At 39.4% G+C, this 22,051-nt stretch carries 10 protein-coding genes; all 10 read right to left on the reverse strand.

Translation table 11 applies throughout. The annotated features are described in order from the left end of the window. Positions 1-122: 122 nt before the first annotated feature. Positions 123-5,606: a HEAT repeat domain-containing protein gene (locus tag PARA125_RS06125; RefSeq protein ID WP_213157840.1), complete on the reverse strand. Its 5,484-nt coding sequence runs from the start codon at positions 5,604-5,606 to the stop codon at positions 123-125. Between the two features lie 201 nt (positions 5,607-5,807). Continuing rightward, positions 5,808-6,473, reverse strand: a complete 666-nt coding sequence (locus tag PARA125_RS06130; protein WP_213157843.1) for an ankyrin repeat domain-containing protein — start codon at positions 6,471-6,473, stop codon at positions 5,808-5,810. A gap of 244 nt (positions 6,474-6,717) precedes the next feature. Continuing rightward, a complete protein-coding gene (locus PARA125_RS06135) occupies positions 6,718-8,991 on the reverse strand; it encodes a hypothetical protein (protein ID WP_213157844.1) in 2,274 nt (757 codons plus the stop codon). Positions 8,992-9,305: 314 nt separating this feature from the next. Beyond that, positions 9,306-9,434, reverse strand: a complete 129-nt coding sequence (locus PARA125_RS09980; RefSeq protein WP_283248336.1) for a hypothetical protein — start codon at positions 9,432-9,434, stop codon at positions 9,306-9,308. 507 nt (positions 9,435-9,941) lie between these two features. Then, complete coding sequence (locus PARA125_RS06140) at positions 9,942-10,484, reverse strand: PIN domain-containing protein (protein WP_213157846.1); 543 nt, start codon at positions 10,482-10,484, stop codon at positions 9,942-9,944. After that, entirely contained in the window at positions 10,462-11,529 is a 1,068-nt protein-coding gene (locus tag PARA125_RS06145) for a helix-turn-helix domain-containing protein (protein WP_213157847.1), read from the reverse strand. The genes PARA125_RS06140 and PARA125_RS06145 overlap by 23 nt, the downstream gene beginning before the upstream one ends. 537 nt (positions 11,530-12,066) lie before the next feature. Next, entirely contained in the window at positions 12,067-12,246 is a 180-nt protein-coding gene (locus PARA125_RS06150) for a DUF6496 domain-containing protein (protein WP_213157849.1), read from the reverse strand. A 118-nt stretch (positions 12,247-12,364) separates the two neighbouring features. Then, the gene (locus PARA125_RS06155) at positions 12,365-13,228 is read right to left on the reverse strand and encodes an SDR family oxidoreductase (RefSeq protein ID WP_213157850.1); all 864 of its coding nucleotides are present in this window, start codon (positions 13,226-13,228) and stop codon (positions 12,365-12,367) included. Positions 13,229-13,301: 73 nt separating this feature from the next. Beyond that, a complete protein-coding gene (locus PARA125_RS06160; RefSeq protein ID WP_213157852.1) occupies positions 13,302-13,964 on the reverse strand; it encodes a BON domain-containing protein in 663 nt (220 codons plus the stop codon). A 1,193-nt stretch (positions 13,965-15,157) separates the two neighbouring features. Further along, positions 15,158-22,015, reverse strand: a complete 6,858-nt coding sequence (locus PARA125_RS06165) for a hypothetical protein (RefSeq protein ID WP_213157854.1) — start codon at positions 22,013-22,015, stop codon at positions 15,158-15,160. Between the last annotated feature and the right edge of the window lie 36 nt (positions 22,016-22,051).

Here is a 22,051-nt window from a genome sequence, read left to right on the forward strand (position 1 = left end):
AAGGATAGGGTTCTTCTGTAAAAGAGAAGCTTCAGTAGGAAACTTTTCTATCCTTGCATTTGGTAGCAAAGTCCGATAAATATAGTTGCAGCCACTTGGCATTGAGCTCAATTGATAGGTCCTTATGTATTCTTAGTAGGACCGAGGCTATCTAGCTGTTTTCGCCATTTTACAAGCTCCAAAGGTAGCTTTTTTCTTATTTTCTTGTAGCTGAGCTTCAGTTTATGCCTGGAAGAATACGTGATTCTTTTGTCTGAAATTTGAAATCGTTGGCCTTTCAATGAGAGGCTATCCTCGGCAAAGAAACAAACCCTAGCGATTAAAGGAAATACCCTAATGCCCATTTTTAATAAAGCATTTCTATTGACTATGGTCAGAATATGATAGGCAATATGCCTGTTGACAGCAGAAACATCCTCCTGGAGAATTTGGATAAGAGTAACTAGCCCTTCCTCAGGAAGCTCATCTCCTTGCTCTGCTACGACTCTTAAGACACTGGCAACACGCCATTTTTCATCAGAATCACCTTCCTTGAGAATTTGAATAAGAGCTGCTAGCACTTTTTTAGCAAGCTTGCCTCCTCGTTTTGCCACCGCTTGTAAGGTATCGATAGCACGCCCTTTGGGAACGTAATCTTCCGTCTGGAGAATTTGGATGAGAGCAACTAGCGCTTCTTTAGGAAGCTCATCTCCCTGCTCCGCCGCTGCTGCCAGGACATTGACCACACTCGTTTTGGTAAGAGAATCAGCCCCTTGGAGAATTGGGATGACAGCAACTAGCACTTCCTTAGAAAGCTTGCCTCGGCTGTGCGCCGCTGATCCTAGAGCATGGATGACATAGTTTTTAGCCTCGGAATCTCCCTCCTTGAGAATTTGAATGAGAGCAGATAGCGCTTCCTTAGCATCCTCGCCCCTTTGTTTTACAGTTGCTGCCAAGGCATGGGCTGCATAACGTTTAGCATCACAATTATTCTCCTTGAGAATTTGAATGAGAGCATCAAGCGCTTCTCTAGGAAGCTTGTATCCTTGCTGCGCCACTGTTCTTAGAGCATGAGCAGCATGCCCTTTGTCATCCAAATTGCCTTCTTTAAGAATTTGAATGAGAGCAGATAGCGCTTCCTTAGCAGAATTTCCTCCTCGCTCTACCACTGCTACTAAAATAGGGATAGCATACCCTTTGGCCTCAGAATTATCCTCCTTAAGAATTTGGATGAGAACATCTAGCGCTTCGCTAGCTGAGTTTTCTTCCCGCTTCGCCAAGGCTCCTAGGGTTTCGATAGCACACCCTTTAAGAATAGAAGTGTCCTCCTTGAGAGTTTGGATGGCAACAACTAGCACTTCCTTAGGAAGCTTGCCTCCTTGTTCTGCTACTACTCTTAGAACATTAGCAGCACGCCTTTTATGATCAGAATTACCCTTCTTAAGAATTAGGGTGACAGCAATTAACGCTTCGTCAGAAAGCTCGTCTCCTCGTTTTGCCACCGCTTGTAAGGCATCGATAGCACACCCTTTGGGAAGGGGATCTTCCGTCTGGAGAATTTGGATGAGAGCAACTAGCGCTTCCTTAGGAAGCTCATCTCCTTGCACCGCCGCTGCTGCCAGGACATTGGCCACACTCGTTTTGGTAAGAGAATCAGCCCCTTGGAGAATTGGGATGACAGCAACTAGCACTTCTTTAGAAAACTTGCCTCGATTGTGCGCCGCTGTTCTTAGAGCATGGATAACACGCTTTTTAGCCTCGGAATCTCCCTCCTTGAGAACTTGAATGAGAGCAGCGAATGCCTCTTTAGCATCCTCGCTTTTTTGCTGTGCTGCTGTTACCAGAGCATCGGCTGCATAAAGCTTAGCATCAAAATTATTCTCCTTGAGGATTTGAATGAGAGCATCTAGAGCTTCCTTAGGAAGCTTGTATCCTTGGTGTGCTATTGCTTTGAGGGCACTGGCAACAGATATTTTGACACCAGAATCACTCTCCTGGTGTATTTGAATAAGAGCATTTAGCGCTTCACTGGGAAGTTTGCATCCTTGGCACGCCAGTGCATAGATAGCATACCTTTTGACCTCAGAATTATCATCCTTGAGGATTTTGAGGAGAACATCTAGCGCTTCCTTAGCAAAATTACCTCCTAGATTTGCCCCTATCCCTAAGGCACGGATAGCATGCCTTTTGGCCTCAGAATCGTCCTTCCTTAGGATTTGGAGGAGAATATTTAACGCTTCCTTAGCAAAATTGTCTTCTTGGCCTATCATTATTCCTAGGGCATCGGCAACGCACCTTTTGACATTAGGATCGCCCTCTTCGAAGACTTGGGCAAAAACATCCAGCATTTTCTTAGCAGAATTGCTTTCTTGACCTGTCATTATTCCTAGGGCATCGGCAACACGCCTTTTAGCATTAGAACCATCCTCTTGAAGAACTTGCGGAGTTGGCGCCTTCTTAGGAAGCTTGCCTTCGATCTGTGCCACTGCTCCTAGGGCATCGGCAATATGCATTTTGGTATGAAAATCGTTTTCCTGAAGAATTCGAATGAGGGCAACTAGCGCTTCCTTAACAAATTCCCCTCCTTGGTCTACTATTGCTATCAGGGTAGAGGCAGCAGAATCTTTCGCAAAGCCACGACTCTCGCTAAGTATTTGAATGAGAGCATCTAGAGCCTCCCTAGCAAATTCGCCTCCTTGATTTACCATCACTGTTAAGTCAAGGATAACACGACGCGTGATAAAAAAATCGCTCTTATTGATGAGAAGTTGTGTAAGAGCGGTTATAGCTTCCTTAGCAAGCCTGCCTGCTTGCTGTGCCACTTTTCCTAGAACACAGGCAGCAATATTTTTGGCAGTAGGATTACCCTTCCTAAGGGCTTGGATGAGAGCATCTACTGCTTCCTTGGCGAATTTACCTCCTTGTTGTACCACTTCTCCTAAAGCATCGGCAGCACAACTTATGGCAACTACATCGCCTTCCTTACCTCCCTTAAGAATTTGGATGAAAGCATCTATTGTTTCCTTAGGAAGCTCTTCTCCCTGCTCTACCGCTGCTTTCAAGATATATCCAGCATTAGTAGTAGAATCGTCATCAGAATTCTTAAGAAATTTAGTAATAAGCCTTACTATTTCAGGAGGTAACTTTTGCCCTGTTCGCATGATCTGTCCTAAATTGCTTAACACATTTTCTTTTGTCTGAGGGTTGGATAACAATTCTCCGATGGCGTACATTACTTTAGGATGGTTAAAAAGGTTTCTATTTCTGATTAGTCGTCCGAAGTCTAAGCCTAAAGAGGAGAGACACGTAATATAGCTCTCCATGAGCTTAATAAAACCTGTATACTGCCTCACTATAGCAGGATTTTGGCATTCTTCAAAGCACTCTGCAATCAAATTAAGTTCGCTTCTGACTGCTAAGTCATGAGGCTCAGAAAAAAGGTCATCGAAGAAGGACTGGAGGACACCCGAATTCAAATACTTCCGATCGCTTGATGTAGCGAGGGAAAGATAGCCAGCAATCATACGCAAAACTAGGCTATAGCGGGGTTCAAACTTATACTGCCACACAAAGTTTTGGCATGCTTGCCTTTCTCCTTTAAGATATTGCTTGGCAACTTTTGAAGCGGTTAGAAATTCTTGAAAAGTTAAGTGAATAAAATACCCTTTTTCTTCCGCTTCGGGGATGCGAAGAATTCCACAATCAGTAAGCTCATGGGACGAGATTTCATTCTCTTTACTAAAGCGGACGATTTCTCGTTTGTTCAAATAAAGGGTGTCTTTTTCCATGGCAAAATTGGCCATTTCTTCAAAAGCGGTGGCAATTTTGCTAACTTCTGAATTTTGGCGCAGGTTTTCTTCTGTTAAAATGTGCTCTTGAGTTGGGCTAGATGGATCCTGGCCAATTCTTCGTAACAAAAACCGCTGATACATCCAGTTAATCATCCGCTCATAAATGGCAGTCATCGTAATGGGATGGTTAGAATCAAAAAATTTTGGGTCTTCATGAAAGAGACAGCACAGTAAAATTAAGAGCATAGGAATGCGGGCAAGACTTGAAACTTGGGGAGAACTCTTTAAGAGGAGACGAAGCTTTTCTTTTTTCTCTTCGGCTTTGTCTTGTGTGAAAAATTTATCGATATAACAATCGACTCCTTTTTTATCAAAACCTAGAAGCTCCAGATCACAAGAGCGTTTAAAAAAACATCTGCCAGGCCGTGAAGTGATTAAAATATGAGGAAATAATTCTTTTAGCTCCTTAAAAGCTGTAGCAAGGCTGCTATTACCTTGGGCACCTGCTGAAAGCTCATCATAGCCGTCTAAGATAAGCAAAGTTTTTTCCCGAAAGGCGGGATCTTTTAGGCAAAAGTCGATGACTCTGCGATCAATTTTGCCTTTATATTCTCTCGCAATCAGATCTGCTGGAGTGTAATCTTTATCCTCGGGATATTTACTTAAGGTCAGATTTCTTAAGGGAATCCAAAAAAGGCAGGCAAAGATGCCTTGCCAAAGCTCTCCTTTTGCCCAACGGTAGCTAATATAGTGGCATAGGGTACTCTTACCGCTTCCAGCAGAACCTTGGAGGTAAATTTTTTTAGCATTTTCTTTTTGAAGGCTTTCGTGCTCAAAGAGCTTTTCAAGTTCAATCTCCTGCTTAGGCTCGAAGATGGTTTCATAAGTTGGAATACGCTCATCTTGAGTATAATTAGAATGCTTATCCAAAGCTTGATCGCGGGTTTTTCTTTCTTTATTTTCAATAATACCTAAACGCACATAAATTTCTTCTAACCGGACTTTAAATTCCCCCTCTTGCGGCGTTTTAATTCTAAAAATGGAAATAGTTTTTTGAGAAAGGTAATGGTTTCGAAGAAAGCTTACGAGATATTCTGGATCTAGTTCTGCCTGCGATAAGGACGGCCCTCCATTATATTGAATAATAGTTTGTACATTTAGCTTAGCTTTTTCCTCTAGGTAGAAATTTTTAGCGCTAGCTCGTGGGGTGTTAAACGCAAATTTGGTTTGTAAATCGGGCCCCAGGCTAGGTTCACAGTAATCAGGATTACCAAAAGAAGATTGTTCTGCTAGGCTAATTACTTTTTTCTTATGCTTTTTTGCTAATGCTAATTTTAGAGCTGTTTCTGCCGGATAGCCTGCAGCAACTAAGGCTCGAGAATGCTTTTTGTAAACCCCTCCCTTTGCCCTGGCTTCGCTTGTACCCAGTACTAAGCTTTCTGCATGCTCGCCTACCTCACGATCTATGTCTATAGCGATCCCTTTCCTGGTAGGTTTAGGAGGCCTAGCACTTTCAGTAGGCTTTGGAGTAGAAAGAGGAGTTGGCTGAGCAGCCACAAGCGTGGCATCTGCATAATTGGGTCTACCCTTAGTAAAATCATAGATTGCGACAAGAATGTTTCCTATCACAGGGATTAGCAGTACAATACAACGAGAAAAGCTTTTTTGCTGTAAATGCGCGTAGTAATGATTTTTTGAAACATTTACTTTTTGCTTCCGTGAAAGCACCACATATTTTTGGAATAAATCAATCAAATTAGTTAGGGTACTTATCACAGGGATATAGTCAGATACTTGATCTGCTTTTAATAAAAAGTTAACATTTTTTATCGGCATTGGAATTGTCTTATTTAATTGTTAAAAATAATCTATTTACAGGATAAGTTAATGTCAATGGCAAACGGAAACTTTAAATAGCAATAAGCGCAGGGGCATCCCAATGTTGATACAGGAGTTTTTCTGATTGTTTGTGCAAAATTGAAAATGCCAATTTATCTATGTAAATCAGCCCAGGCATTTGCTAGGCATAGTCTGTATCTATAAGCCATAAAGCATAGAAAAATGCGATGATGTAACCCCTTCCAAAATCCTCCTTCTTAATTTGATGTAATCTAACAAGTACTCAACACTTCTTTCATTTCCGGCAAATACAACTAAGGGTAAAGGTGCCTGTTTTCCACCGTTTTTAGCTTCCACAAGGATAGGATGGTATCGCAGTAAAATGTGAATAATATCGATGCGATTGTTTAGCGAGCGACAAGCGTAATTCAGAGCATTATATTGAGAGCTATCGAGTTTTTTTACATCTGCATTTTGGTTAAGCAAAAATTGCATAATAGGCATAGATCCACTCTTGTTAGCAAAATGTAAAGGCATTTCTTTAGTTGCTTTTCCTGCTAAAACGCCGCGGCGAGATTTTATATTTTGACTTCCAGCGAAGAGATACATAAGAATATTTAGATATGGCCGTGCGGCGAAATAATAGATTAAGTTTTCTCCCCTTTTCTCTAAGCTGCCTGGGTATTCATCAAGAGTTTCTCGATCAAACCTGTATTCTCGCATGTTAAAAGCAAAATATAATTCATAGGCGGTGCTTAGATAAAAAAACCCATGTAGAGAGGCTTCCTTTTTTGCCTCTCTTAAAAATTTGTATCCTTGCACAATTAAATTTTTATGCAGCTGGGGCGCTTTAGTTGCAGCCATTCTTTAGCCATTTACCCTGATAAACTAGAGGCTGTGGTCGTATGATAGTGAAAAACGGAGATAGATTGTATAGTCTGCTGAGAATATTGCCCTAACCGGATATTTTAGCACTAGCCTGGGGATTGACAAGCCCAGGCTTAGTTGGCAAATCAAAATAAAGAGCCATAGAAGGCTCTTTAAGGCTATGTTCATAGTCATAGCCAGGCTCTCTAAGAGAGCCTGGTTTGATAAACTACTTAGTTGGCTATTTTCTTTCAAATGCCATTGCTGTTATTTCTCGGAATGTTTCTCCGGAATAACCTGCGGCAATTATAGATAGAGACTCATCTTCCTGAACCGCATCGCTTGCCGATACTTCCGTTGCGCCCATCACCACGCTTTTTGCATTTTTACCTAGCCGACGGCCTATATCCTCAACTCTTCCTTCTCTACCTGTAGAAATCTCTTTCTTGGTAGGCTTAGGAGCCTTAGGAGCTTGAATGGGCTCTGAACGGGAGGTAGCAGAGGCTGAACCTTCTCCCTCTGGTTCTTTAGCTTCATTTCGCAAAGGAATCCGTGGGTTTTGTCCCCATAGATATCCCTTTTTCTCTAGTCTAGAAGCGTAAACCAAACCACTTAATTTAGCGCTAAGCGATAAATAAAGCCTTTTTTCGTTTTCAAAGTAATGCTTTTTTTCCTCTTCAGTCGAAAAAGGATACAACTTTCGAATTAACTCAAGCGTTTTTTCAGGCTTTTTGGCATCTGAAATAGAGTTGTCCGCTTTGATGCGATGGACAATTTCTGCTTGGTTATTTAAAAGGGCTAACTCTTCCTTTTTTAAGGTGGAATAAGCGTTTTGCCTTACCTGCTTAGATTTAAGATAGCTAAATTGGGGAAGATTCTTTCTTTTTTTCCCTTTTGCTAATGCTTTTATAATCTCTTGAGGGAATTCAGCTTGATGCCCACTAAAGACTAAGTTAAAAATCCGCTGACCATACTTGGCGGTATAGTAAGCCACCTCTTCAGGAGAATAATTTTTATGAGTTAGTTCTTTAGTATGCAAAAGCTTAAAGCCTACTTGCTGCAAGGCCGAGCCCAACAGGGTTTGTTGGGTGATGGCAAGGTCTTTAACACCACTTTGCCCATTTACCACATGGTAAACCGCTGAACGACACACATAGGCCTCGTTGGCAAATGTGCTGGCTAAGATTTGGTGAAGATGGTAGTCTGTTTGCAACTGAGCGATCTTTTTAATGTTTTCACGCAGAGAATTTTGCAAATCCTTGCATTTTTTTTCTAATAAAGCGCATTTCTTTTTCTTTTTTTCGATCAGTTCTTGGGTATCTTCATCATCAATACTATGATCGTATTTATTCAAGACAGCTAATTCCTTATCTAATGCTTGCCTTGTTGCCCTTAATTCCTTTATTAGAGGTTCTTTATCTCTCTTTAAAGCTAGGATATTTCCACGGCAGGTCGTAGATTTCTCTAAATACTCCCCATATAGCCTGTTAAGAGCCGCGACTGTCATATCTTGTTTGCGTACTGGTAAAGAGTCTAATTGCCTTAACTCCTGAATTTTAGAATTAAGTTCGGTTGTATGGTGGAGATGTAAATTCTCTACCCCTTGAAAAATGGTCTCATAGTCCTTCTGGCAAAGTGAAATATGGGTTTTTAAGCCATCCTCATGCAATTCTGCAGAAAGTATTTTGTTGAGTTTTTTCTGAGCCAGCTCTTTAAATGCTTGCCACTCCTCTTCTTCCAAACTAAACCGGAGAGAAAATAAACTCGCAGTTATTTCTTGCACGTGTTTTTTATATTTATATTCTTTAAATATTTGAGTAAATTCTTCTTCCGAAAAAAGCCGCTTCCCTTGAATTAAGGGATTATTTTCTTCATCGTGCAGAAATTTCGGATAGTTTTCTTGATCGTTTGCTAACGTATCGGTATAGGCATTTGAATCTCTTTGAGAAGACGAAGTCATCTTAAATAGTTCTTCGGCAATTTCATAGAAGCCCTCAATCACAGCGTTCGTGATGCGACCTTCAAAATCGGGACCTCCATTTTTGACTCTTACGGCTGCATGCTCGAAGAAAGAATCTTCTCCTTTAAATGCACTAAGAATAGAAGTGTCAATATCGGAAGTTAATTTGCGGCTTCCTGGAGCTTTAATCGCAATTTTGCACTCTTGCGTCTTTTCTAAGCCTGCAGGCAGCCGAGCTGTTTTCTGCGTGACTACAAAATGATACCATGTGGCCGTGAAGTTATACCCGCCGGTCGACGTTTTTGCTATGTTACCTGCTATTTCGGCAGCTAAATTGAAATAAGCCGAGGGAAATATTCTTAAAATCGCCTCTCGGTAGCTGGCATAGTCGACTATATCGCGGTCCTCTATATGTTCTTGCATCTGCTGTGCAGCTTGCCCTTGAGAGCCATCTGACCGTATAGTCAAGACGTACTTTCTCTTAAGGGTTTCCCAATCAGTGTCTCCTAATTTTTCAAACCTTTGGATCGCCGGAAAATCTTGTGAAATAAACATAATTCAATCTTTGGTTAATGTAATTCTGCTTTATGGAGAAAAATGAATACTAAAACCTGAAATAATTACCTAGTTTATTTCAATTTTAAATTCATTTACGAAACAATTTTAAATAAATTTATACTTTCATGCAACTATTTTATTACAATTGATTTTTTTACTAAAAACATTATTAAACTAAGTAAATCTATACTTGTTATTTTGATAGATAAAAAAATTGGCAAATTAAATAGCTTGCTATCTGGATCTTCAGCCATAAATCCGATTTTCTGTTAGGTTATGCTTAAGCCGGATGCTCGATGTTTTTTGTTTACTTAGCCTTGGATACGCTCGTCGCCTTCTTCCCTATTTTTATCTTGGAAAACTGTTTGCTCCCAATTTAAGCTAGGGATAAAAGAGTGATCTCTTCCTAAAACCAGCGAGCATGCTAGAAAAAACCGCATATCCTACTAGAAAGAGTAGCAAAGAAGCTAATGTCGTCATTATTGATAGCCAAATTGCCAAGGCTACCGAAAAGATCTCTGGGGATACGGATGCAGGCAAGAAGGTAGCAAAAAAAGGCTCACAAGCCTTTTTCAGAAGAAAAAATCTTAAAGTTAAGAAGAAATTGGGCAGATGCAGGCTATCAAGGAAGTAAACTCAAAGTTATGCAGGCAAGCATGACAGAAATCCACAAGCTATCAAAAGCCTCTCTTCTCCAAGAGTGGAAATATAGCATTGTGATTAAAAGCTATATGGATACCCACTAGAAGCCGCTAAAAGCACCGTCTAGAAAATGAATAGTAGAAAGAGCATTTCCCCAAATAAACGATACCTAGAATGAATAAAAATTATAAATGCTTTCTAGAAACAGCTCGTAGATGCAAAGGCTGGGATCATTAGAAATTTATCAATTAGTTAAACCTTAGGTATCTTCTTAAGAAATTAAAAGTCTCGATTTTCATAATTTTTTAAGCATACATGAGGAATTCCATTTTTTTGAGGCGTTCTTCTGCTTCTAACCAGGGAAGACGGCTCCCATTCTCAAACATATTGCGATAAGCCAACCTAGCAATCTCTGTGGTAATAATTTCACCTTTTACCAATTGTTCTACAAGCCAAACGGTCCCATGGCATTCTACTCCATATGTCTCAGCTACTTTGCGAAGATACTGATCGCCCGTTAACAACATCGCCTGTTTTTCTTGCGCAAGAACTAGGGCAAATAAATCCATTTTGCTAGGTTTAGGATGGAGTTGCGACAGGCGGAAAACCTCTGCCACAGCTTTAGACGGTAAGCTGCACAGTTTTAAACCCTTACTCATAAAGTGGGAATGATGTTGTCGAAGTTCCTTTTCGAAAAGAACATCTGGTATGCAATATTCAACCTCTGGCAAACAAAACATGGCTGATTCTAGGCCGCCCAGTTCCATATCGATGATGACATTGGCATCGCTAATTGCTATAGCTCGATGTATGTTTTCACCATTGCTATTGACGCTGTTTGTATTCATCGATCATCCTGAAAACCCTGAGCTGATCAAGGGAGATATTGAGTAATTCGGCCGCTTTCGACTCACTGATATAAGATTCCCCTAATGCGTGGAATAGCATTTGCTCAAATATATGCGCTTCATCGGGGGGCAATTGCGGATCAGGCTCTTTCTTACGCCATCCCCTATGAATGAGGTCTCTCCTAAGAAATTGAAAATAGCTTTCGCTGATAACCTGCGCCTCTTTTAGCCGATAAGAAATTGCCGCCATACTAAGTCCATATTTATACTTAGCTAAGGACAATTCTTTCCACTCGACTGCACCGCGCTTTTCTCCAAATTCTTGAATTACCGAGGGTTTAGGAAACAAAAATGCTCCTGCAAAACGATGACAGGCTTTTTCTTCATCCATGTCAGCTGGAATCTTATCGTGCAGAAAAAAATGTCCTAATTCATGGGCTAGGTTAAATCGTTGTCTATCCCCTGGCCAATATTTGCTAATCACAATAAGGGGCTCTTCGTGGACAAAAGCAAATAAACCATCAAAGTTTTTTTCCTCAATCTCTAACCGTATGACCCGAATTCCTTGATTTTCCATCACGTCGATTAAATCGTGAATGGGGGAAAAACCAAGCTTCCAATCCTCTCTTATTTGAAGGGCAACTTTCTCTATATCTTCTAAAGAGTTAATTTTTATTAAGGGAACTTCATTTGGGTTTAAAGGACTTATAGGAGGGATAGGATAACAATGTTCTAATTCTAAGCGACGCTCGAGCTGATCGCGAATATTAAACTCAATTGCTTTAAAAGCCTTAACTCCTAACGCAGCTTTCTTTCTAAATTTAATTTCTCCTAAAGAAACATTTTGCGAGCGAAAGAGATGCTCTAGTGAAATCTGAAGGGAATTTGCGATTTCCATCAACACATCTGAAGAGGGAAAAATTCTTCCAGTCTCATATTTTTGAATTGCAGTTGCGCTCACTCCCACTTTTTGGGCTAAAGTCCTAAAGCTAAAGCCTGCAGCTAAACGAGCCTGGTTTAAACGTATGCCAAATAGATTATCCATTATTAATATTTCTCCTTGGTTTACATTTTCTCATAATTTTAATTAATTTGTAAACCAAAAAAGCTCCACTTATTTAGCTTTTGGATTGCCTCCCTTTCATTCTTGTTAAAATGGTAAAAGACGATCCGATTTTGTGGCCATTTTCCTGCCTTCTTTTTGCACGATTTTGACGGAGAAGCTTTCTAGGAGCCTTGAGATTTTTAGTTCATACAGCCAAGAGTAAGCAAAAGAGGCGGGTATTTTTTTTGAAAGGCGAAATAGACAAGGCTGTTTTACGTTTAACAAGCCGTTGCCTATTTTGCCACTATGCTAAGAAACAAGCCTAAACTTGAAAACCCAGAACTCGCTACTTCATAAGGAGCAGACGATTTCGTCTAAAGGACTGGCATCCTCTCAATTAAATTCTTTCAATGGTAAAAGATGGGCGATGAGAGGAATCCCCCATTTCCCATAGGTCATCTGCCTATTAGGCTGTACTTGAACTAGCCCTAATAAATCCTAAAGATAATGGGAAGGGACTCATTTTCTCCTCTTCATTTAAGAAGATTTTTTAGGAACTTTTGCCCCTTTTTTTCTTGCTTCAGAAAGACCAATGGCGATTGCTTGCTTTGGATTGGTCACTTTTTTGTGACTTTTTCCCGATTCAAGCTTTCCTTCTTTCATTTTATGCATAGCTCTTTCTACCGATTTTTGTGCTTTTGGACTATATTTAGTCATAAAAACCTCCACATTTAAAAGAGTTATTGCTTAACTTTTAAATTAAAGCCCTTGAGCTAAATGCAGGTGATGAGGCCCTGCTCAGGCAAGCTCAAGAAGCCTTCTTTTTCTATCCAGTTTAAGTGTTTATAATTTCCCCTCCGTTCGGATGCAAAAATTGTCCTGTTATAAATGAGGCATCGTTTGAAGCAAGGAAAACATAACAAGAGGAGACTTCATTTGGCTCTCCTGCTCTTCTCAAAGGCACATCCGAACCAAATGTTTCTACTTTTTCAGGGGAAAAGGTAGAGGGGATTAAAGGTGTCCAAATAGGCCCTGGAGCCACCCCATTAACGCGAACTCCCTTTTCTGCTAAATTTAGAGCTAAAGACCGCGTGAAAGCGACAATTGCTCCTTTGGTAGAAGAATAGTCAATTAAATGCTTACTACCCCGATACGCTGTGACAGAAGCTGTATTGATAACTGTCCCTTTAGTTTGAATGAGATGCTTCACCGCTGCTTTTGTCATAAAAAAATAGGCAAAAATATTGGTGCGAAAGGTTCTCTCTAATTGCTCTTTTGTAATCTGTTCGATCGATGGCTGAGGGTGTTGCTCACCTGCATTGTTGACTAAAATATCCAACTTACCAAATTGAGAGATTGCTTTTTGAACTACAGACTCGCAAAATTTTTCATCCCCCACATCCCCTGCTAGTAAGACACACCGCTTTCCCTTTTCCTGCACTAATCTTTCTGTTTCTTTGGCGTCATCATGTTCATTTAGATAAACGATCACCACATCTGCTCCTTCCTTAGCAAAATCAATCGCCACTGAACGGCCAATCCCACTATCCCCACCCGTGATAATAGCGACTTTATTTTCTAGGCGATGAGCACTTGCCGATAATGGTTGCTCTTTTGGCAAGGGCTGCATTTCGCGCTGCTTCCCAGGGGGAGATTGCTGTTGTGAGGGTCTCAACCTTTTGGGTTCTTCCTTTTTCATAACGCTCTCCTCTCGAAAAACATCCCTAAAAGGAATAAGGCTTTATACGCCTTATTCCTATAGGCTTTAGAAATTAGTATTTGCTTCCAATCCTTACATTGCTTTTAACTGATTTGACTCCTTCGATTTTTAATATTTCATCAATCAGATCTTGCAGTTCTTTTTCGCTACCTATAGAACCTGTAATGGTGACAACACCGTTGGAAGTATTTAAGGAAATTTCTTTGTAGCTATCCCAAAGCCATCCTCTACTGATATGGTCACGGATTTTTTTGTTGAGTTGTTGATCGGCTAATGTAGCCCCTCTATCTTGAGGGAATTGCTTTTCTTCACTCCCTCTTGCTGGTGCTTCTTGCACAGAAATATAGCTGGTCAAACTTTTCACACCATCCATATTACGAACTTCTTTTTCAATTTTCTCTTTATCGGCTTGGGTTCTCACCGTTCCTTGTAAAGTCACTGCCCCCTTATAAACTTGTATATTTATCTGATCATAGCCTCTTGAAAACCATCCTGAACTTAATTTTTCACGAATTTTCCTAGCTAGCTCTTGATCGCTACTTTTTTCTGCATAAGTAACGGTAGAAGAGCTAGAGTAAGAAGGGTTTCGCTGGCTAGAATAAGGGGCATTACTTTCAGAAGTATAAGCACTCAGTGAAGAGGCTATACTCAATCCGAGAGCTAGAGTAAGGTAGCTTAGATATTTTTTTTTGTTCAAAAATAATCGGTTAAACATACTGTCCTCCTTTAGATAATTGAGCTAGAAAAGTTCTAGCAATTGTAATAGCAATAACATGCAATACAATGAGAAGAGTGATTGAATAGCTTAATTTTTACTATACTGTAAGCTTATTTCTATCATTCAACCACTAAACCCATAAAATTTAATTTTCGTATAGCAAACATCTCCTAAAAAACTTTCAAAAAATTATTTCCTATTAATTTAAGGCTTTTTTCCGATCAGCTAATAAAATTAGCTAAGCTGCCTTTCAAGCTGAAATCTTTTCTAATACATAACATCATCTTTTATTCATTGCAACCCATGTCGTTTTTTTTCTTGAGGCACATAGTAGAAAAAAGCAAAACGGATTTGTTTATTTGTAAATTCATAGAAAACAAAAAAAGCTATTACAGCTGCTTATGAAGCTAAATAAGAGGATCCCCTCTTTAGAACTTACCGATCATAAAAATTAAGATTAAGATTGCACTCATCACATTCAAAAGCTTTAATAAAACCTTTTAGATCCTTCATTTAAGCGGGTAAATGCAAAAAAATTATCTAGCCTATTTAGAGGCTAAACTTTCGCACTTAAAAACTAAAGGGCTTTATAAAGAAAAAAGGGAAATGACTTCCCCACAGCAGACTCATACTGGCAGCTCAACAAAGTTTCACTTATTCTGTTTTTGAGCTTCCCGCTGTGGGCGTTATTTATGGAACGCAAACCATTCATACACAACTTGAGGAACGGATATCTCACTTTCTTGGAATGGAAGAGATTCTCTTATACTCCGCTTGTTTTAATGCCAATGAGGGCCTTTTTGAAACTCTTTTAGGCCGTAAAGAGGCTATCCTAAGGGATGCTTAAAGCGCGCCAGTATCATCGGGGGAATTCGCCTTTGTAAAGCTCAAAGGATACTTTGCTGAATATGTCAAAACCCTGCCGAAAATATCTTTAGGAGGCCGCCTTCTATTTTCGAGCGGTATTTCAGCGATATTTGGTCCTTATGGCAATGGAGTCCACACGGCCTTACCTTTTAACTTAGTGGGGAAAGATGGGCTTATCACTAGGGCGGTTGGTTAAATAGGCCCTATCGCCCCTCTCCCCTCCTCTTTTTCAATGCGGCAATCCCGTTAGGCGCGCTGCTAGGTTGCCATTAGCATTAAGCAAGGGTATTTCAGAGTAGCAAGGGCTCCCTTTCTATCGTTTGCTAGTTCAATTGAATGAAACCGACAATCTCCCCCTTTTGAAACTCAGGCTTTAAATGGTATTTATCGACAAGTATTTTTAAGGCATGTCTCAGAGCCTTTTTATCCATAAAAATTTTTGTCCACTTCATGAATAAGCTTTCTAACAATGCCCTATTTTTCTCTCTCTTAGTAGGGACTTTCATCACCCAGCAGATATAATCACTTATAAGTGTCATCTTTTTTAAAAAAGTTTCCTCTAAGATAGGAAAATCCATTTTTTTAATAATGTCCAAAAGTTGATCAAACAGATAGCACCCCTCCTCAACCCGTTCTAAAAAAGCCCCTGACTGCAGAGCGTGATATAAAAATACGAAAGCCTCCTCAAAGTAAGGCAAAAACTCGTCTGAACTCCACTCTCCTCTCTTTTGAAATAAATAGATCCAGAGATTAAATGTTTCCATAAACAATCTATGAACGGTCTCTTTGCCTTTTTCAGTTTTCTCAAACATTTTAACTGAAAAGTCAGGATTGCCCGTTAAAACTTGCGTAAAATAAAAAATCTCCGTTTTGTCGTCTATCATGTTTAGCCCTTCATTTTCTAGGAAATCCCCAAAAAGGCGATAGCACCTTAAAATTAAATCATACCCCTTTTCCCCCCTTTTGAGGAGGATATCCTGAAAGTATCTCAGTAATTCAAATCTTTGAAAGCAAGGAAAGGATTTTTTGCTTAAGGTTAGTTTAATAAAAGCTTCGATTAAAATATTTTCAGCGCGGCACAGCTCCTGCTCGCTAATTTTGCCCTTTTTTTCGGTTTGCAGCCTATGCAAGATTTTATTCTGCTTTTTATTTCTTAACGGCTCTCCCTCCCAAAATATTTTTTCAAATGTTTTTAACCACTCCTTTATTTTGCCTAATTTTAAAATTTTTTCCCGCTGGGAAAGTTTTAGGGGGGGAGAATCGTAGAAATCTAGAAAAAGTAGAGAAATAAACTCATTAAACAGCTCGAAATCTCCCCTGAGGCACATTTTAAGGGTTTCTTCTCCAAGGCTATCTAAATAAGGAGAGAATTTCTCGTACTGTTCGGCAAAAATCCCCTTCATAATGGCTTTAGAAAGCAGAAAAGCCTTTATATCCCATAATTCATTTGAACAGTTTCTAGAGGACAAAACATTAAAAAACCTGTCTAAAACTTTTAAACATAGCTCTTGTCCATCTTTGGTTCCGTCAGCAAACACAAAAAAGCTTTGGGAGGCATCAATGACAATCTCTCCATTGGGCCGAAGAAGGACGCTGGGCGTAAATACCACCTCAGTAACTTCATCAAATAATTCATGCCGGTTTGCACTCTCTAATACCCAATCAAGGCATTCAAAATAATTCTCCATGCTCTCTTTTACTAAAGTTCGGCTGTAATTTTTAAAAGCTAGAATGCTTTTTAAGCTGCTTTCTTCATCTGGCTTATTCCTCAGCATCTTAATTGCCTCTCTCACTATGCCAGCCACTTGTGCTTGGGATAAGGAAAGTTTTTCAGGAAAAGCACCCTGCGCGTAAAAATATATTTTACAGAATCTCTCAACGTCTGCTTGAAAATAATGGTTTTCTTCAATAACCCCTATCACCTTCTCTAGAGAATGAGGAAAACGGCTATGGTTAAAACAGATAAGCTTTTCCATTAAATGGAAAAGGACCTTTTGGAGATAAGTCTCAATATGGGGGTCATGAGGATAAGGATTCTGCGGATAAAGATCCCAAAGAAGGCTCGTAAACCGAGTCAAATAATAAGAAAATGTTTCATAATAGAGGGAGGGAAAATCTCCTGCCGAAAAACAGCTGAAAAAAATATCGGTAAATTCAAATAGGCGTAAAAACACCGGCGGATCTAAAAAATAGGGAATCGGTTTGGGAATAACCTTTTCAACCTTTATTAACTGTTCAGAGTTTCTGTTAGCTAACGATGAGTGGTAATCAAACAATACGTCTAAAAGAAAATAAGCCCGTTCTTTTTTCTTTAATTTTTTTCTATATTCTAAATAACCATCGTAAGGAGTTTGTTTAAGCCATAGGTATAACATTAGGTTAAAACATTTTATAAAAGTGCTTTCTTTAATCGGGTTTTCTCTATTATTTTGAAAAATATTTTTAGCAGCATTTGCTAAACAAGTCCTTCTCTCGTTTGGAAAATTCTCAAATTTCAAAAAATGTTGATAAAAAAGCTCAATGGCATACACATGTTTTTTTTGAAGCAATCGGGTAATCCATTCGATAATGATCTGATCGGCCTGCTCTTGGGTAATCACACGAAGGACTAAAGGACTTTCTAATAAGTTAAAGAGAGGCTTTGTGAAGGATTCATCCCACGAAGTAATTTTTTTGCTCCATCGCTGGAAAATGGAGTAACATTCCGCTCCTTTAGCACAAAAAAGAACATCCTGTAATGCAGAAAATTGCCTTCTAATTGCCATATTAGGATGGGTCAAACATGCCTCCGCGATTGGCTCAACGAATTGAAGCTCTCTTTTTGAAGAGTAGAGGTGTAAAATTTTTAAAATTTCCTTAATCAACGCCCGGTGATTCACATGCTGAGCTTCATGCGAGCGCTCTAGCAAAATAAGAAGGCATTCTTCCTCTTGCAAACAAATCTTCTCTTTTTCAAACCGTTTTAACAGCGCTTGAGCTCCCTTATAAACTTTTCCAATTTTTGGATGCTTAATCCGCTTTCTTATGGGAGAGAGAAAACTTTTATGCTGGTAGAGGTATAAATAAAAATCCTCTTTTTGCCTGCTCAAACTTTTATCTGAGAAAAACCGAGCAAGAAAAGGATCTTGTTCCCATTGATACGCATCAAAAGTTTTATCCTTTTCAAATAAGGGCAGGCAATTTGATAAACAAGCTGCCTTTTCATGAGGGTATTGTAAAAGAACATCCTCTTCTATCACTCTTTGGCGAAAAATTTTAAGAAAATTTTCCTGTATAGCTGTAGATTGATTTCGATTTATTTTTTCGATCAAATCTAACCAGTAAAGCGGTTCATTTAACTCGCCTATTGCCAAAATTTGGAGATAGAAGTTTAGATCGTTCGCGTCTTCACAAGCAGAAAGTAAAAACGGGCGTACAAGCTCAGAAGCGTGTAGCATCAAATCTGTGATCACTTGATGGCCACATTGTTCAATTAAAAGGTAAAGAGGGGCGAGTTTTTTTTGCCTTAAACAGTGTTCTGCCAAAATTTTCCAGGCAAGATCGCGGCTTTCTTGCTCTTTCCATTTTTTTTCGTAAAAAAATTTTAACAGAAAATAAAACTCCGTTTCAGAGGACAAGTCTAAACAACAAGCCAACTGAATGCATATCTGGATAACGGCTGGCGATGGCTCCGAAAAATGCCCTAAAAAGTGCTTGATCCAGAAAAGGGCAAAAGGGATTTGAGACACCTCTAACAAACGTGAGATCAACATCTCATAAATTGCCGGATTAAAGAGGGTGGGACCTTTTTTCTCGGTATACTCTTTCCACAAAGAATGGAAAGCTAAAATTTCTTCCGGATCGCAGGACACCTTTAAAAATTTTAGGGACCAGCGATTCATTTTTTTTAAAAAAATATCTGACTGAGGCTGCAAATACTGATGGGCAATCATTAATTGAACGATCTTGGCGAATATCGTTTTAGCAGGTAATTGGAGGCAAAACTCTAAGATATTTAAATTTAAAGTTTTCAAACATTTCTCCAACTCAGCGGGAATACTCTTAAAAGACAGCACAGTTTCTATACAAAATAGCGCCTGTTCAAAGCTTTTTTCCGTATAACTTTTAACAAAAACTTCACGGACCAAAAGTCCTAATAATTTCAAGTGCGGCCTTGTAAGCTGATCTATAAGGGTTTCCCCTGCTAAAATTTGAAAAATTTGAAAAATCCACCCCACTTTTTCCTGTTTATCTTCTTCAAAAAGCTCCGCAAATGCCCTAAGGGAAAGAAGCTTAATCAGAGAATCGGCTAATTTTTTATTTTTTAAGCTCTCCGGGCTTCCCAGAACTCTTGAGAAAAATAGCCTAAAAAATTTTTGCCGAATGGAACGGTTAAATTTAAAAATTTTTACCAAGCTATCGGCTGCTTGGGCGTAATGCCCCCTATCAATTTCGAATTGCAAGGCATTGAGAAAGATTTCTTCCTGATCTTTCTCTGAAAGATAAGGGTAATAGGATGGGAAAGGAACGCTCATGGCAGTCACACGCTTCCCTCCTCCCCTGATAGCCTCGGCCACCAGAGCGGTAATCCGAGAATCTTTTTGAGAATGAGAACAAATAAAATTCAAAATCTCATTTTTTTCCACATTCCACGTTGAGCCCTTATCTTTAAATAAATTTTCCGCCAAGGAGAGGATTAAAGGTAAATTTTGTTGATTCCACACCCCCCATTTTTTCCCTTTTTCCCAAAAAGAGATAGCTCTAGGTAGGTCTTTTATTTGAACCAGTCTGCTGAAAAAATTATTCCAAATGAAATGATCGGAAGGCCCCCAAATTTTTTGCTCCATTAAAAAAAACAAAAAACTACACCCAAATGAATAAGATTGTTTTGCTAGAAGATGTTCAAAAATCTTTGAAAAAATTCGATTATTTTGCGCTCGAAACCTTGCCCGATGTAAAATCAAATCTCTTTCTTTGAAGAGAGAAAAAGAGATTTTCAAATGCTCGACCAGAAAGGGAAACCTCCCTTCTAACAAGGCTTCTGTTAAATCCAAAAATAACTGATAGCGGGATTCTAACTGTTCAACAGGCAAAGAACAAAGCGATCTATACAAATCAAAAGCACATTTTACATCTAGCTGGATCAGTTTATAGATCATCGGAATATAATCACTTTCTTTTTGCTTTAAAACCGTGCGATCTTTTTTCCAGATTTCCGTTACCAATTGATAAGCTCTGGGGCTTTGAATGCCAATAAGAGCCCATACCCAAGCCACTAGGGGAGAAGCACTGTGACAATAACTTTGAAAATGATCATACATGACTCTGGCAGTACTGGCCCAAGGCTCACATCGGGAGTAAATCAACAAGTTTACTAATTGCGTTCCCATTAATTTTTTTCTTAAAAAATCTTTCTCCGCTTCAAATGCATAGGCATACTTCTTTAGAAGAAGCTCTAAACCGCAAGTTAAGGGATTAGAGGTCTGACAGGCTGCTAAAAGGTGATAACTTAAAAGAAAGCTAAACGAGTGTTTTTCAAATCCCTTAAATTGGATAGCCTCCGCTAAGGGGGTCAACAAAAAGGATAAATAATGAGCATAATCAGAAAGTTGAGAGCGTTCATTCCAATTAAAAGCATTTAAAGGAAAATAGGCGTTAAACACTTTTTCAAGATAGGTAACACTCGAAGACCCTCTTGCAATAAGCTCTAAACACAAATGATAGCCTGCGCAAGGTTCTAATGAAAGGAAAATAGTTTTTCCATCTTCTTCAATTTTAATGGCGGGAGCGCCTTCATGCTTAGTTAAAACAATGCTCAATTTCTCATATTTAAAAATTGGCCGCTTTACGCCAAGAGCTAGGATGGCAAAACATTGCTGAACTTGCATCACTTCTTGAAACGATAACCCCCATACCAAGATCCCTTCTTGAATTAAAGAGAAAATCGAGAGGGAGTTTTGATAGCTTGCGTTAGCAAGAAGCGTGAGGCAAATTTGGTCTAATTCCTCAGACCTTACATGATGCCTAATGCTCCAGCAAACATTATAAGCCATTGCCAGGCGCATTTTTATCTCATGTTCTTCATATTTATTCTGGTATTCTAAGATGGCAGAGGTGACCCTTTCTACCGCATTTCTCCCTTTTTCACTCAAATAATGGTTGCAAAATTGCCAAATCAAACTTTTTTGCATGCATACGTCGGAAGCCATCCTGAATCCCCCTCCATAATCTCGCCGTCCTTCAGAAATAAGGGCAATAAGATTGGCAAAAGATTCGTCAGTTATATTGTCAAAATGATTCACATGCAAAATTTTCGTTAAAAAATCGGTTAAACCTTGTAAGGCATCGTTTTGAGCTTCTATTTCAAGCTCTTCGGTTGCCTCTCCAATAGGGGTAACTGGCCAATAGATATTCGGCATAACGGGCAAATTTATTTGACATGCAGAAAAACTTTCTAGGGGGATACCCACTTGCGATTCTAAGAGGTGCAGGGCTTCCCTGCTTTTAAAAAAGAGCAAACATCTTATCTCACCCTGCGCGCTCCTCAATGCAATTTGACGTTTTTGATAACTTTCCACAAACATCTTACCTGGATAGCTTGCTAAACGCACAGCGATAGAGCGATAGGTTCTTTCTAAAAGCTCTTCCGACTGAAAATAAAGCTCTATTATTTCTCTTTGAGCAGCATGGTCCCCTAATTCAGTTTGGCTTTCTTGCTCCCAAGTTTTTTTTTGCCCCTTGGTTAACACATTTAAAAGACGGCAAAAATAACTTTTTCCTAAAAAATGGCATCTTACATCTTTTCCTGCATATTTAACTCTGATCTCCGGATTATCGAAACATTCATTTAAAAGATGTTGGATCGTGTAACCCGCTGCTTTGCCAGAACCTTGAGCAATGATTTTGTATAAAGCTAAGCATACCTTGTCAAATTCAGGTTTATCCAGAGCAAAAAATCCCCTTTCCAAACCTGCTTTAAACTGTTCTGTTAGCCTCCCATATTGATCCGTATTTCCTGCTAGCATCATCTCCCCTAAAATTTGATCGGCTTCATCTAAGACGGGAAAAAACTCGTGGGTTTTTAACTGAGAGAGAGCAGGGTCAGGAGGAAAGGAGGGAGAAGGATGGTCGGGGATGGGACTAATTAAGAAATAGGGATTTAATTGTGTTTGAAAGCTTAAGTTTAAGAAAGGGACGTTCATATTTCTTTTTCCTGAGTCGTATGAGTGATTGATCGG

It is taken from the genome of Parachlamydia sp. AcF125, from assembly GCF_018342475.1.
GTDB lineage: Bacteria > Chlamydiota > Chlamydiia > Chlamydiales > Parachlamydiaceae > Parachlamydia.

Bases quoted from the DNA above. Each gene is read 5' to 3' on its own strand.
- PARA125_RS06125 (WP_213157840.1), bottom strand. From the start codon at position 5,606: ATGCCGATAAAAAATGTTAACTTTTTATTAAAAGCAGATCAAGTATCT.
- PARA125_RS06130 (WP_213157843.1), bottom strand. From the start codon at position 6,473: ATGGCTGCAACTAAAGCGCCCCAGCTGCATAAAAATTTAATTGTGCAA.
- PARA125_RS06135 (WP_213157844.1), bottom strand. From the start codon at position 8,991: ATGTTTATTTCACAAGATTTTCCGGCGATCCAAAGGTTTGAAAAATTA.
- PARA125_RS09980 (WP_283248336.1), bottom strand. From the start codon at position 9,434: ATGCGGTTTTTTCTAGCATGCTCGCTGGTTTTAGGAAGAGATCACTCT.
- PARA125_RS06140 (WP_213157846.1), bottom strand. From the start codon at position 10,484: ATGAATACAAACAGCGTCAATAGCAATGGTGAAAACATACATCGAGCT.
- PARA125_RS06145 (WP_213157847.1), bottom strand. From the start codon at position 11,529: ATGGATAATCTATTTGGCATACGTTTAAACCAGGCTCGTTTAGCTGCA.
- PARA125_RS06150 (WP_213157849.1), bottom strand. From the start codon at position 12,246: ATGACTAAATATAGTCCAAAAGCACAAAAATCGGTAGAAAGAGCTATG.
- PARA125_RS06155 (WP_213157850.1), bottom strand. From the start codon at position 13,228: ATGAAAAAGGAAGAACCCAAAAGGTTGAGACCCTCACAACAGCAATCT.
- PARA125_RS06160 (WP_213157852.1), bottom strand. From the start codon at position 13,964: ATGTTTAACCGATTATTTTTGAACAAAAAAAAATATCTAAGCTACCTT.
- PARA125_RS06165 (WP_213157854.1), bottom strand. From the start codon at position 22,015: ATGAACGTCCCTTTCTTAAACTTAAGCTTTCAAACACAATTAAATCCC.